Origin of the sequence: Pandoraea sp. ISTKB (assembly GCF_001721285.1) — a bacterium.
GTDB lineage: Bacteria > Pseudomonadota > Gammaproteobacteria > Burkholderiales > Burkholderiaceae > Pandoraea > Pandoraea capi.
The window spans coordinates 49,233-63,584 of record NZ_MAOS01000040.1 but is presented as its reverse complement, the minus strand read 5'-3'; the positions used below and the strand labels follow the sequence as shown (position 1 = coordinate 63,584).

11 protein-coding genes are annotated in these 14,352 nt (G+C 65.2%); 3 read left to right on the top strand and 8 right to left on the bottom strand.

What is annotated here, in order from left to right; translation table 11 throughout:
* Positions 1 to 3 precede the first annotated feature (3 nt).
* Both A9762_RS16185 and mdlC read right to left on the bottom strand, forming a co-directional pair.
* Positions 4 to 1,473: an aldehyde dehydrogenase gene (locus A9762_RS16185; protein ID WP_069343033.1), complete on the bottom strand. Its 1,470-nt coding sequence runs from the start codon at positions 1,471 to 1,473 to the stop codon at positions 4 to 6.
* 114 nt (positions 1,474 to 1,587) lie between these two features.
* A complete protein-coding gene (gene mdlC, locus A9762_RS16180) occupies positions 1,588 to 3,216 on the bottom strand; it encodes a benzoylformate decarboxylase (protein ID WP_069343032.1) in 1,629 nt (542 codons plus the stop codon).
* Positions 3,217 to 3,394: 178 nt separating this feature from the next.
* On the opposite strand from mdlC, the gene A9762_RS16175 reads away from it, so the two are divergent.
* A complete protein-coding gene (locus tag A9762_RS16175; RefSeq protein ID WP_069343059.1) occupies positions 3,395 to 4,300 on the top strand; it encodes a LysR family transcriptional regulator in 906 nt (301 codons plus the stop codon).
* A gap of 96 nt (positions 4,301 to 4,396) precedes the next feature.
* Here the strand turns inward: A9762_RS16175 and argB are convergent, their stop codons facing one another.
* Positions 4,397 to 5,302: an acetylglutamate kinase gene (argB, locus tag A9762_RS16170; RefSeq protein WP_069343031.1), complete on the bottom strand. Its 906-nt coding sequence runs from the start codon at positions 5,300 to 5,302 to the stop codon at positions 4,397 to 4,399.
* An 870-nt stretch (positions 5,303 to 6,172) separates the two neighbouring features.
* A complete protein-coding gene (locus A9762_RS16165; protein ID WP_069343030.1) occupies positions 6,173 to 6,673 on the bottom strand; it encodes a copper chaperone PCu(A)C in 501 nt (166 codons plus the stop codon).
* A gap of 231 nt (positions 6,674 to 6,904) precedes the next feature.
* Here A9762_RS16165 and A9762_RS16160 point away from each other — a divergent pair, with 231 nt between their 5' ends.
* A complete protein-coding gene (locus A9762_RS16160; protein ID WP_069343029.1) occupies positions 6,905 to 8,173 on the top strand; it encodes an ATP-binding protein in 1,269 nt (422 codons plus the stop codon).
* Positions 8,170 to 8,712 carry a response regulator transcription factor gene (locus A9762_RS16155; RefSeq protein ID WP_039407290.1) on the top strand — a complete coding sequence of 181 codons (543 nt, stop codon included), beginning with the start codon at positions 8,170 to 8,172 and terminating at the stop codon, positions 8,710 to 8,712. Before A9762_RS16160 ends, A9762_RS16155 begins: the two co-directional genes overlap by 4 nt.
* A gap of 176 nt (positions 8,713 to 8,888) precedes the next feature.
* On the opposite strand, the gene hslU is transcribed toward A9762_RS16155, so the two are convergent.
* From hslU to A9762_RS16135, 4 genes are all read right to left on the bottom strand, one after another.
* Positions 8,889 to 10,247, bottom strand: coding sequence for an ATP-dependent protease ATPase subunit HslU (gene hslU, locus A9762_RS16150; RefSeq protein WP_069343028.1), 1,359 nt, complete (start codon positions 10,245 to 10,247; stop codon positions 8,889 to 8,891).
* A 152-nt stretch (positions 10,248 to 10,399) separates the two neighbouring features.
* Positions 10,400 to 10,951, bottom strand: a complete 552-nt coding sequence (hslV, locus tag A9762_RS16145; protein WP_069343027.1) for an ATP-dependent protease subunit HslV — start codon at positions 10,949 to 10,951, stop codon at positions 10,400 to 10,402.
* Positions 10,952 to 11,278: 327 nt separating this feature from the next.
* Positions 11,279 to 13,543 (bottom strand): TonB-dependent receptor, encoded by a 2,265-nt coding sequence (locus A9762_RS16140; RefSeq protein ID WP_240493591.1) that lies wholly within the window; start codon positions 13,541 to 13,543, stop codon positions 11,279 to 11,281.
* 194 nt (positions 13,544 to 13,737) lie between these two features.
* Positions 13,738 to 14,235, bottom strand: a complete 498-nt coding sequence (locus A9762_RS16135; RefSeq protein WP_069343026.1) for a hypothetical protein — start codon at positions 14,233 to 14,235, stop codon at positions 13,738 to 13,740.
* Positions 14,236 to 14,352 lie beyond the last annotated feature (117 nt).

Below are 14,352 nucleotides of genomic sequence, written 5' to 3'. Positions count from 1 at the left end.
GCTTCAGAACGGGTAATGACGCGGGGTGGTCTGCACCGTCATCCAGCGCAAATCGGTGAATTCATGAACGCCGGCCTTACCGCCGAAGCGTCCCCATCCGCTCGACTTCACGCCGCCGAACGGCATCTGCGCTTCGTCGTGTACGGTGGGGCCATTGATATGGCAGATGCCGGACTCGATGCGCTTCGCAACGCCCATCGCGCGCGCGATATCGCGGCTGAACACGGCGGACGAGAGGCCGTAGGCGTTGTCGTTGGCGCATGCGATGGCGGCTTCATCGTCCTTCACACGCACGATGCCCTTGACCGGGCCGAACGACTCCTCGGTGTAGATCAGCATGTCCGGCGTGACGTGATCGAGCAGCGTCGCGGGCATGAGCGTCGTCTCGGCACGGCCGCCGCACAGCAGCTTCGCGCCCTTGGCGAGCGCGTCGTCGATCAGCGCGTTGCAGCGCTCGACCGTCGACATATCGATCACGGAGCCCAGCACGACCGGTCCATTGCGCGGATCGCCGAGCGGCAGCGCGCGCGCCTTGGCCGCGAGCTTGTCGACGAACGCGTCGGCAATCGCCTCGGCCACCACGATGCGCTCGGTCGACATGCAGATCTGCCCCGAGTTGGCGAACGCGCCGAAGGCCACGCCGTTCACGGCATCGTCGAGATCCGCGTCGTCGAGCACGAGACAAGGGGCCTTGCCGCCGAGTTCGAGCACCGCTGGTTTGAGATGCTGGGCGCACAGCCCCGCGATGATCTGCCCCACGCGCGTGGAACCGGTGAAGTTCACCCGGCGCACGGCGGGCTCGGCAATCAGCGCCTGCACGATGGCCCCGGCGTCCTTGGGTGCGTTCGTGATGAAGTTCACGACGCCCGGCGGCAGACCGGCTTCGTCGAGCGCGTCGGCGATCAGGCCGTGCGTCGCCGGACACAACTCGGAGCCCTTGAACACGACGGTATTGCCGCACGCTAACGGCAGCGCCAACGCCCGCACGCCGAGAATCACCGGCGCGTTCCACGGCGCGATGCCCAGCACCACGCCCGCGGCCTGACGTACGCCCATCGCGAGACTGCCGGGGACATCCGACGGAATGATCTCGCCGGCGATCTGGGTCGTCATCGCAGCCGCTTCACGCAGACCTTGGGCCGCGAGATGCACGTTGAATCCCGCCCACAACCCGGACGCCCCCGTCTCCGCCGCCATTGCGACCTGAAACTGCTCCAGCTTCGCTTCGAGCTGATCGGCCGCCTTCGTCAGTAAAGCGCGGCGCTCGCCGGGGCCGGTGTTCGACCATGCGGGAAAGGCGGCCCATGCGGCGTGCACGGCGGCGCGAGCATCGTCGACGCTCGCAGCAGGCGCACGCGACGCCACTTCGCCGTCGAGCGGATTGCGGCGCTCGAACGTTGCACCGTGGGCAGCGGCGACACGCTTGCCGCCGATGAGCATCGTGAGAACTTCGGGATGTTGTTGGACAGACATGGACTTACGTCTCCTGATTCGACACCGGCGATGCGCCGACTCGCGAGCCGGTCGTCGCCACGTGGATGGGGGCACGAAGGGATGCATCGAAGGATGCAGGGGATGCGCTGTGCATCATGCCACCACGAGTTCGACGAGGCGCGTCTCGCCGCTGTCGATGGCGTGCGACAGAACGTCGCGCAACGCGCTGCCCTGCTCCACGCGTTGTCCCCGTACCCCCATGCCTTCGGCCATGCGCACGAAATCGAGATCCGGCAGGTCGGTGCCCTGCACGGGATCTTTCGGGCCGAACCCGAACGCGGGCGCGAAATCCTGCAACGCGGCGTAGCGTCGGTTGTTCAGGATGACGAAGGTAATGGGCAGCCGTGCCTGCGCCGCGCTCCACAGCGCCTGAATCGAGTACATGGCGGAGCCGTCGCCGATCAGACAGACGATGCGACGCCCGGGCCGCGCCATCGCCACCCCGACAGCCGCCGGCATCGAATAACCGAGGCCGCCGCTGTTCATCGTGTAGAAGGTGCCCGCCTGCGTGAACGGCAGGTATTGCTGCATGACAGGTCGCGCACTCGGTGCTTCTTCCACCACGATGTCTTGTGCGTCACGCACTTGCGCCAGCGTCTGAAGCGCAAACGCTGTCGTCATCGGCTCACCGGGCGCGTTGACCGTTGCGACCGGCGGCACGGCACGCACAGGCGGCATGTCTCGCTCGTTCGGTATCTCACGTGCGAGCAACGCTTCCACGCCCAGACGCACGTTGCCGACGACCGACGCGCCGACCGGCGTCCATGCGGCCAGCCCCGGATCCTCGACCAGCTGGAACAGCGATGCCCCCTCCGGCACGTGCGGCCCGGCCCCTTCCACGTGATACGTGAACGCCGGGGCGCCGATCACGAGAATCAGATCGTGACCACCGAGCAGGCCGACGATCTTCTCGCGCATCGGCGGCAGGAACCCCGCGAACAGACGGTGATCTTCCGGGAAGGCGCAGCGCGCGCACATCGGTGCGGTGAACACGCGGGCGTTGTGACGCTCGGCGAGTGCCACGACGGCGTCGAACGCCCCCGCGCGATCGATCGACGAGCCGACCACGAACGCGGGACGCTCGCACGCATCGAGCGCCGCCGCGAGTTGCGCCAGCGCCGCCGGTTCGGCCTGTACGCGCGTACTCACCTGACGCGGCGGTACCGGCTCAGCAGGGCGATCCCAGTCATCCACCGGAATGGAGACGAAGACCGGTCCCTTCGGCTCCTGCATCGCGATGTGATACGCCCGGGCAAGCGCGAGCGGCACGTCTTCGGCACGCGCCGGTTCGAGACTGAACTTGACGTAGGGCTGCGGCAGTTCGGTAGCGCGCACCGAGGCGAGGAATGGGTCGAACGGGAGAATCGAGCGGGCCTGCTGACCGGCCGTCACGATGAGCGGTGTCTGATTCTTGTACGCCGTGAAGATATTGCCCATCGCATTGCCGACACCGGCGGCGGAGTGCAGATTCACGAACGCGGCGTTGCCGGTGGCCTGCGCGTACCCGTCGGCCATGCCGACCACCACGGCTTCCTGCAAACCCAGCACGTAGTCGAAGTCTTCGGGGAAGTCGCGAAACAACGGCAGTTCCGTCGACCCGGGATTGGCGAAGACCTTCGTCATGCCGTGGCGACGCATCAGGTCGATCACGACCTCGCGCACGGTGAGGGTCTGGGGTGAGCCGGCGTGCTGGCCGGCGCGGAGTTCTCGGCTGTCTTTCATGGAGGCGTTGGTCTCTTGGCGGTTCGAAAAGTATAGGCAGCCGATCTATGCACCGGAATTGCTTTTGCTTACCAAAGTCATTACGCTTTTGCATGACTTTTCGACGACCGCCGCCCTCGCCATCCTTGCGGTCCATGCCATCTCCGTTGATCTGCGTTCGGGAGTTCCGTCGTCCGCCATGAGCCTCAACCTCCAGCAGCTACGCGCCTTCACGACCATCGTCGCCACCGGCAGTCTCGGGCGCGCCGCCACCGAACTCCATCTCACGCAGCCAGCGCTCAGCCGCACGATCAAGCGTCTCGAGACGGATCTGGGCGCGCCGCTGTTCGAGCGTCACAGCAAGGGGATGGAGCTCACGGCATTCGGCCACACGCTGCTGCCGCACGCCATGCTGCTCGCGCGCGAAGCCGAGCATGCGCGCGAGGAAATCGACGCGATGCGCGGGCTGGCGAAGGGCACGATCAAGGTCGGCGCCGTCGGTGCCATCGCCAGTCATGTGCTGCCGCTCGCGGTCGACCGCGTGCTCAATCGCTGGCCGAATCTGCGGGTGGAGATCATCGAAGGTGTGTGGGACCGGCTCGCACAGGGACTGATGCGGCACGAAATCGATCTGGCGCTCTCGACCGTCGCACCGGATACGGACGACATCGTCGCGATCACCGACTGCCATTGGGAAGACGACAGTTACGTGGTGGCAAGATGCGATCACCCGTTGCGCCAGCGCGAGACGATTACGCTGGCGGATACGCTGCACGAGCGCTGGGCGATTCCGCCGCGCGGCACCGCGCCCTACGCGCACATGCAGGGCGTGTTCGCCGCGCACGGGCTGGGCTTGCCGAACATCGTCGTGGAGACGCGCTCGGTGCCGGTGCTCAAGAGCATGGTGGCGCGGTGCGGTTTCCTGACGTGGATGCCTGAGCCGATGTACGACGTCGAAGCCTCGGCACGGGTGATGGATACGCTGCCGATTGCCTCGGTGCGCGCCACACGTACGCTCACCGCTTTCCGCCGCCGTCAGGGCATTCTGCCGAGCCCGGCGGCGAAGCTGCTCGATGAACTGCGTCAGCTGACGGCGCCCGATTGAGCCGCCCAAATGCAAAGCGGACCCCGAAGGGTCCGCCTGATGCTTGCAGGTCTTGCAGGTCGCCGGATCGCCCCGGCGGCCTTGTCGACGTCGCGCTCAGTGCGAGCGGATCATCGTGCCGAACGGCTGTTCGGTCAGAATCTCCAGCAGCACCGAATGCTCGATGCGACCGTCGACGATGTGCACCGACTTCACGCCGCTCTTGGCAGCGTCGAGCGCCGACGAGATCTTCGGCAGCATGCCGCCCGAGATCGTGCCGTCTGCGAACAGTTCGTCGATCTCGCGGGCCGAGAGGTCGGTCAGCAGATTGCCGTCCTTGTCCATCACACCCGGGATGTTGGTCATCATCACCAGCTTCTCGGCGCCCAGCACCGTGGCAAGCTTGCCGGCCACGAGGTCGGCGTTGATGTTGTACGCCTGACCGTCTTCGCCCACACCGATCGGCGAAATCACCGGGATGAAGGCGTCGTCCTGAAGCGCGCGCACCACGGCCGGGTTGATCGAGTCGACTTCACCGACGTAACCGATGTCGAGGAACTGACCGGCGTTCTCGCGATCCGGCATCATCATCTTGCGGGCGTTGATGAGACCGCCGTCCTTGCCGGTGAGACCGACAGCCTGGCCGCCGTACTGGTTGATCAGCATGACGATGTCCTGCTGGACTTCGCCGCCGAGCACCCACTCGACCACTTCCATCGTCTCTTCGTCGGTCACGCGCATGCCCTGGATGAACGTGCCCTGCTTACCGATCTTCTTGAGCGCCTGATCGATCTGCGGGCCGCCACCGTGCACCACCACCGGGTTGATGCCGACAAGCTTGAGCAGAATCACGTCGCGCGCAAAGCCGCGCTTCAATCGCTCTTCGGTCATGGCGTTGCCGCCGTATTTGATCACCACGGTCTTGCCGTGATACTTGCGGATGTACGGCATCGCCTCAGCCAGAATTTCGGCTTTGAGAGCGGGTGCGATGTCGTCGATGGAGTTCAGTTGCTGATCGGACATGGCGGGAAGGTTCGGAAGGTGAAGCGGATGGACCAGGAAACAGGGCGAATTGTACAGCCAAGAAGCCTTGACGTGCGGGGCTTTGACGGGAATCGGAAGGGTCCGACGATCACATCGGACAACGCCTGCCGCCCGCACTCGGCACGTGCCGGGGGGTAACCGCAAAAGCGGCGATTCTCGCCCCGTCAGCGGCACAGCATCTTACGTGCGTATCATCCCTTTCACTCATCTTAGGACGCCCGTCAGTGCCCGATTTTTGCCTCGTCACTCTTTCACCCCTTCGCCCACCGCCCATCTGCGGGCCGCAGTTGGCCGCATGTGGCCGGTCGATGACAGCCGTTGCGCTGTTGCAGTTGTGCAACTCGGCGGCGGATGCGGGAGGTGCGGGCGGCGTGCACGGTCACGAAGACGGGGCGTCGCCTCTCATACAGTGGAAATGATGGATCGCCAGCGAGGTCAGGGAACGATGGGAATACCTTCGGACGACGGCAGGACAGCCCCGACGCGCTGCCCCCGATGCGGGGCGGAAGTGGCCTGTGGCGCGAGGATCGCGGAGGTCGGGCGGGGCGCTGCCCCTGACCGCGCCGGAAGCGCTCCGGACATCGCCCCCCGCGACGTGCAGTGCTGGTGCCTCGACTGGCCACGCCTGCCCGCATCGGCACGCCTGAATGTCGGCGCCTGCCTCTGCCCCACCTGTCTGCGCGAGGCATTGCTCGCTGCGGGAGTCGCGATCGACGGAACAGCCGCCGATCCGGGCGACCTTGCCTGAAGCCGTCGGCAGTATCCGGCAAAGCGCCACCCTGACGGTGCGCCACGCCGGGCAGACGACCCGGCGCGAGCGACGACCGTACTGGGACGACGAATCAGGACTTACTTATGCTCGCCGTGCGCCATACCGGCCATGCCGCCACCGGCCGGGGCGGCAGCCGTCAGATCGCGCACGGTGGCCTGCACCTGCTGCTCGGACGTCTTATGATCGGCCGTCTCGAACTTCAGCGTCACAGGCACGGTGTCGCCCTTCTTGAGCGGCGCCTTCAAGTCGGTGAGCATGATGTGATAGCTGCCCGGCTTGAGTTCCACCGGCTTGTTCGCGTCGAGCGGCAGGCCCTTGGGCAGCGCGCGCATTTTCATGAGCGTGCCTTCGAGCTTCATTTCGTGGACTTCGGCATTGGCCGCCGCCGGCGTGCTCACGCTCAGGAGCGTGGTCGGCTGATGCGCTTGCAGCGTCATGTAGACAGCGGACGATGTCTGGCCGGGAACGGTGCCGCGCGCCCATGCGTCGGAGACATCGACCTTGGCAGTCTGGGCCATGGCGGACACCGCGCCCAAACCGAGACTGAATGCGACCGCCACCAAAAGCTTGTGCTTCATGCAAACTCCTTTTTGTTGTCGACGGACTGAATATCGTCGGTTCATGTCTGTCTTTTCGACGAAGACATCGCGCGACCACCGGTCGCGCAAAACGTGAACGGCCATTGTAGTCGCGCGCCGCCGAACGCGTGCGCGGGCATTGCGATACCGGGCATCACGGCGCTGCGGCAGAGTGTCGCAGCGCCTCGCGACGCCGGATGGCCCGTGACCCGGACTTGGTACACTTATCGTATGACTCATTTTCCCATCGAGCGGACCAACGTCGTCCAGCTTTTCTGGTTGCGCTGTCTGGCCATCGTCGGCCAGCTCGCCACCATCGGCGTCGCCCAACTCTGGCTCGGCGTGCGCTTGCCGCTGGAGCCGATGCTCACCATCGTCGCGCTCGAAGTGCTGTTCAACGTACTCACCTGGATACGTGCGCGACGCGGTGTCGAGCGAGCCAAGCGCCGTACCGATCTCGATCTGATGAGCCAGTTGCTCGTCGATCTGGCCGCGCTCACCGCGCTGCTGTTCTTCTCCGGCGGTGCGACCAACCCGTTCGTCTCCCTGTTCCTGCCCGGGCTGGCCATTGCGGCGGCCGTGCTGCCGTGGCGCAACGCCTCGCAGCTCGCGCTGCTCTCGCTCGTGGCCTACGGCGCACTGAACTTCCAGTACGTGCCGCTCGATCTCGCCGATCCGGGCAACCTGCTGCGTCTGCACCTTGCCGGGATGTGGGTGAACTTCGTGGTCAGCGTGCTCGTGATTGCGTGGTTCGTGTCGCGCATGTCGCGTGCGCTGCGTGCCCGCGATGCCCAACTCGCCCGCGCCGAACAGCGGCTGCTGCGTGACGAACGGATGGCTGCGCTCGGCGCACAGGCCGCGAGCGTGGCGCACGAACTCGGCACGCCGCTGTCGACGATGGCTGTCGTGGTCGGCGAGTTGCGCAGCGAAAGTCTGGGGAACAGCGCGCTGAAACCGTTCGAGCCGGACCTTCAGACGCTCGAACAACAGATCGCACTCTGCAAGAGCGCCATCGGTCACGTGCAGACGCGCGCGGCGGCACCGGTGCGTCAGCCGCTGGCCGAATGGCTGCCCGCGTTCACCACGCAATGGCGCTTGCGCCATCCGCAGGTGCAGTTCCAGTTGCGTGTGCCGCCCGAGTTGACGGCGCGCATCGAAGACACCGTGCAGGTCGGCCAGATCCTCACCATCCTGCTCGACAATGCGGCGTACTTCAGCCCATCGTCGGTCACCCTCGATGTGATCGCCGGTGCCGAGGACGTGCGCTTCACCGTTTGCGACGAAGGTCCCGGCATGACGGCCGAACTTCGCACCCGTCTGGGCAACTCCCCTGTCATGAGCACCCATGGCGGGCACGGCATGGGGCTGTATCTCGCCTTCGCCAGCGCGCAGCGTCTCGGCGGCGACATCGCGCTCACCCCTAACACGCCGCAAGGCACGCGCGCCGAATTGCGCCTGCCGCTGGCCACCTTCTTCTTCGGTTCGCGGAGTCAGACATGAACGCCTCCCACTTTCTTCTCATCGACGACGACGTCGTCTTTGCCGAAACGCTCGCGCGTGCGCTGACGCGTCGCGGTTACGACGTGCAGATCGCCGGTGACAGCGCAGCCGCGCTACTTGCCGCACGCACGCGTCAGTTCGACCTGATCTCGGTCGACCTGCATCTCGGACACGACTCGGGACTGCCGCTCATCGCACCGCTGCGGGCGCTGCAACCGAAGGCCCGCATGCTGGTGCTCACCGGCTACGCGAGCATCGCCACAGCCGTACAGGCGGTCAAGGACGGCGCCGACAACTATCTCGCCAAACCGGCCAACGCCGACACGATTCTCGCGTCGTTGCGCAGCGATGCCAGCGAAACACAGGCGGACGAAGCCATCGAAAACCCGTCGCCGCTCTCGGTCGCCCGACTGGAGTGGGAACACATTCAACGCGTGCTCGCCGAGCACAACGGCAACATTTCCGCCACGGCGCGGGCGCTGAACATGCATCGCCGCACGTTGCAGCGCAAACTGCTCAAGCGACCGGTCAAGCAGTAAGCCGCTGGCTGATGCTGCCGCTCCTATCGTGATCGGCACCACGGGGCAACGTCACAATCGCGTGACGCAATCGCATGACGCGGCCCCACAAAAAAACACCCCAACGCCGGCACAACGGCCAACGTCGGGGTGTTGTTTGCTGAGCTTGCGCGATGTCGCGAAGCTCGCAGTCCGCCTTACAGCACGTAGCGCGACAGATCTTCGTTCTGCGCCACTTCTTCCAGGAAGCGATTCACGTAGTCGGCGTTGATCGTCACGACTTCGCTGGACTGCTTGCCCGCGCTGTACGAAATGTCTTCGAGCAACTTTTCGATGACGGTGTACAGACGGCGTGCGCCGATGTTCTCCGTCTTTTCGTTGACCGAGAACGCGATTTCCGCGAGACGCTTGATGCCGTCCGGTGCGAATTCGAGCGTCACGTCTTCCGTAGCCAGCAACGCCTGATACTGCTTGACGAGGCTTGCGTCCGTCTGCGTGAGAATCGCTTCGAAATCTTCGACCGACAGCGATTCGAGTTCGACGCGAATCGGGAAGCGGCCTTGCAGCTCCGGAATCAGATCGCTCGGCTTGGCCAGATGGAACGCACCGCTCGCGATGAACAGAATGTGATCCGTCTTGATCATGCCGAACTTCGTGCTTACGGTCGTGCCTTCGACCAGCGGCAGCAGATCGCGCTGCACGCCCTGACGCGACACGTCGCCGCCGCCCACTTCGCTGCGCGTGGCGATCTTGTCGATTTCGTCGAGGAACACAATGCCGTTCTGCTCGACGTTACGCAACGCCAGTTGCTTGACCTCTTCGTCGTTGAGCATCTTCGACGCTTCTTCGTCGGTCAGGATCTTGAGCGCGTCCTTGATCTTGAGCTTCTGACGCTTCTTCTTCTGGTTGCCCAGATTCGCGAACATGCCCTTGATCTGCTCGGTCATCTCTTCCATTCCCGGCGGGCCCATGATTTCCATGCCCTGTGCCGGAATTTCGACTTCGAGTTCGATTTCCTTGTCGTCGAGCGCGCCTTCGCGCAGACGCTTGCGGAAGGTCTGACGCGTCGCGTTGTCCTCACCGCTCGGCTCAGCGTCGTGCGACGCCGAACCGAAACGAATGTCGCGCGACGATTCGCGGCCCGTCGGCAGCAACAGATCGAGAATGCGATCCTCGGCACGATCCTCGGCGTTGGTACGCACCTTCTTCATCTCGGCTTCACGCGTCTGCTTGATCGCGATTTCCGCGAGATCGCGCACGATGCTGTCCACGTCGCGGCCGACATAGCCGACTTCCGTGAACTTCGTCGCTTCGACCTTGATGAACGGCGCGTCGGCCAGCTTGGCCAGACGGCGAGCGATCTCGGTCTTGCCCACGCCCGTCGGGCCGATCATCAGAATGTTCTTCGGCGTGATTTCCTGACGCAGGGGTTCGGCCACCTGCTGACGGCGCCAGCGGTTGCGCAATGCCACCGCGACAGCTTTCTTGGCCTTGTGCTGGCCGATGATGTGTTTGTCGAGTTCGGAAACGATCTCGGAGGGGGTCATATGGGTCATGACGTTCGCCAGATTAGGGGTTCGCAAGGAAGGTGACGCCCGGCCGGACAGCTGTCGTGGTGCCGATCAGCCGCCGGTCGGCTATCGCACCGCAGGAGTCCACCTGCTGCGGTGCGTGCGTCATCCGTCGTTGTTCGTCGATGTTCGTGTGATTACTTCGCTGCCTTCGGCGGCAGCGATTCGATGATGTGATTGTCGTTCGTGTAGATGCACATTTCGCCCGCGATCGTCAGCGCCTTCTTGACGATCTCCGCCGGCGTGAGGTCGGTGTTCTCGACCAGTGCACGCGCCGCGGCCTGGGCGTAAGAGCCACCCGAGCCAATGGCCGCCACGCCGCCTTCCGGATCGAGCACATCGCCGTTGCCGGTGATGACCAGCGTGGTCTGCTCGTCGGCGACGATCATCATCGCTTCGAGACGGCGCAGCATGCGGTCCGTGCGCCAGTCCTTCGCGAGTTCGACGGCCGAGCGCGTGAGATGCCCCTGATGCTTCTGAAGCTTCGCCTCGAATCGGTCGAGCAGCGAGAAGGCGTCTGCCGTGGCGCCGGCGAAGCCGACCATGACCTTGCCGTCATAGATCGTGCGGACCTTGCGCGCCGTCCCCTTCATCACGATGTTGCCGAGCGTGACCTGTCCGTCACCGCCAAGCGCGACCTGATCGCCGCGCCGAACGGAGACGATAGTGGTGCCGTGATATTGCTCCATGCCTGTTCCTTTTCGGGGGGCGACGTGCGCCCCGTAACGATTGGCCCGGATGCCGCGCGCATCGCATCCATCTGTGAGAAAGACGATGCGGGCGCGCCCTGCCGGGCGAGACGTGACTGTAGTTTAGGGCAATCGAAAGAATATCAAGAGGCGTCGACGGCGTCGTACGAGACGCGCCATCGACGATCGGCCGATGCCCGAAGATGCGGCATGGATCGTGAGATTCGCGCGGCGTTGCACCGCGCGAATCGAAGGATGCGAAGCGATTTCTCGGAAATTGCTTCGATTTTGCGGCGTATTTGACGTGTTACAGCGATGTCTGAACGCTCAGAACGTGGTGCGCAATCCCACGCGAACCGCACGGCCGCCCTGCGGCGCAATGTCGCGCAGGACCGAACTTGCCAGACGCACTTCCTGATTGGTCAGGTTCTCGCCCTTCAGATAGGCCAGCCACTGCGCGCCGCCCGCCTTGAACTGATACGTGAGCGCAGCACCGAGCGTGGTGTAGCCGCTGGTCGTCAGATCGTTCGCAGGCACGCGTGCCTGATTGCTCGCGTGGACCATTTCGAGACGTGCGCCCCAGTGACCGAGGCCGTAGACCAGCGCCGCCGTCAGACGCAACGGCGCGATACGCGGCAGCGGCTCGCCCGTGTCGCGATTGCGACCGATGGTGTAATCGCCGCGCAGCTCGACGTCGAGATTGCCGTAGCCCTGCCAGACTCGCGCGCGGCCCTCGGCTTCGAAGCCGTAAAGATCGGCCGGCACCCCGGCGTACTGATAGACCGGCAACGGCTTCTCCTCACCGTCGACCGTCAGTCCGGTGTTGTTCAGCGCAATGAAGTTGGTGAAGCGACTGTAGAACACCCCGACGCTGCCCTTGTTCGGGCCGTTCTCGTAGCGCAGCGACAGGTCCGTCGAGAACGCCTTTTCCATCTTGGCCTGCGGATCGCCGATCTCGAAGACACCCGTCGCAAGGTGCGGACCGTTGGCGTACAGCTCGTAGAAGGTCGGGGCGCGCTCCGTGTAGGCCGTGTTCAACGCCACGGACCACGCCGGCGCCAGTGCGAATACCGCACCAGCGGAAACGCTGGCCGGCGTGAAGTTACGCGACGGCAGATTGTCGAAACGCGCGTTGCCGCCGGCGCTCGGCTTCACGCTCGAATGCTCGATGCGCGCGCCGAACGAGAGCTTCACCGCCTGATTGACGGCCCACTCTTCGAGCGCGAACAGCGCCACGTTGGTGGTGTCGCTCTTCGGCACGAACGCTTCCTCGCCGAGTGCCGAGAAGGTGTTCTGCGAGAACTGCACGCCCACCGCGCCTTCGAGCGGTCCGATCTTCGCGTGACGCGCTTCGAAGCGTCCTTCGTAGCCGTGGTTCTTGAAGGTCGTGCCCGTCGCGCCGTTCTCGATTTCCTTGTGTTCGTAGTCGGTGTAGCCGAAGTTGAACTTGAACGCCGTGAACGGGCCGCTCAGGTTGCGCACCTCGCTCGCCAGGGCGAGACGCTGCTGACGCAGGCGGATGCGCGTGTTTGCTTCGGCGACGGTGCCGTAATCGGAGTCGTAGCCGGAGTACGACAGCCCGGCGTAGCCGTCGGCCCACGTCCATGAGGCACCGGCTGCGGCGCCGCTCGTCTGTCCGTTACTGTTGGGCAGCGTGCCCGACGGTTGCGGCGTATCGGCATCGTCGCGCGCGCGTTGCTGCGCCGAACGTGCGAAGCCGGGAATGCGCAGGTCGGCGCTCTTGCGTGCGAAGCCGTCGACATGGAAGGCGAACTGGCCGTTGCCGAATTCGAGTTGCGCGGCACCGGCGCGCTCGCGATTGGCGCCGCCGTAGCTGAAGTCCGTCGCCCCGGAAATGCCCGTGAGCGACTCGCGCGGAATGCGGTTATCGATGGTGTTGACCACACCGCCGACGGCATTGCCGCCGTAGAGCAGCGCCGCCGGGCCGCGCACGATCTCAACGCGCTCGATGCTCAGCGGATCCTGCGCCACGGCGTGGTCGTACGAGAGCGACGAGGCGTCGAGCGAGGCGGTGCCGTTTTGCAGTACGCGAATGCGGTCGCCGTCGAGACCACGAATGATCGGACGGCTGACGTTCGGTCCATACGATGTGGCCGACACGCCCGGCAGGCCGTCGAGCGTCTCGCCGAGCGTGGTGGCGCGACGCAATGCCAGCGCGCGACCGTCCAGCTCGGTGATGGGCGCAGCGAGGTCGGCAGCGGCGCGCCCGAGCGGGTTGCCCGTCACGAAGGTGACCGGCAGCGCGGCGTCGCCCTGTGCAGTCGCAGCCGCGCGGTTTGATGCGGGTGTTGCCGGTGCAGCGGTAGCGGTCGTCGTGTCGACAGCGCCTGACGGTGCCGATGATGCGGGCGACGACGTCGACGTTTCAGCGGCCAGCGCCGACGGGCTCGCCAGTACGAAGGTGCCGAATGCAGCAAACGTGAGCGCAGCCGCAAGCGGCAACGGCGCGAGTGTCGGCAACGCACGACGGCGATGGGCCACGTGGGCAGGCGTGACATCCGCAGGGAAGTCGTCGGCGAATGAGTGCAGCGAGCGCGTCGCGCGGGCGGCGACGGAAGAGGGAGTGGCCATATCGGTCTTGATTCTTGTCGGTCTGATGAGCGCGGGCGCACCCGTCCTCGAACGGTGCCCGGATGCCCGTGAATCGGCACGAACGCGCGCACGGCAACACGCCGACAGAGCGGGCCGGAAAGACACCGGAGCGCTGCGGACGTCGAAGTCAGTGCGGGCGAAGATGCGTGGAAAACGTCGGAGACGTTGAAGCGTCAGACCGCGACCGGTGGCGCGCGGGAATCGAAGGGAAGAAGGACGGCGCTCGCATGGCTGCGTCCGTTGGCACGCAGGGGCGCCTGCGCCGTGTCGGCACCGCCTGTCCATTGGAGCATCGCCACGGCCATCGCAGCCGCGAGCGTCGCCCCTTCGAAGAGATGGCAGTGATGGTGATGGGTGCCGAAGCTGGTGTGCGTCGTGCGCGCGGATTGCACGGACCAGTCGGCGGCAATCGCGGCGTCCGAGTCGTCGTCGGCATCCGCATCGACATCATGAGAAAGACCTGCGGCGTTCGTGCCGGCAACGCCGTGGGCCGACGCTGGCTGCCCGATGCCGGCCAGCTCGCGTGCGTGCGCGATCTCGTGCTGCAACCCCCACATCTGCACGCAGAGCAACGCGGCGATGAGCCATGCAATCCAGCCGCTGCGCCCACGCCCCAACGGCGCACGCGAACGCGCGCGCCATGAGCGGGAAGCGGAATCGATGGACGGCATGGGAGGCTTAAATTGCAACTGAGTTGCAATTTTGCCATAAAGCGGCGCGCACGGCGAGACCGGCGAGGCGTTGCGCGCAGACGACAATCCGGACCGGGTCGATCGGTGGCCGGCCGG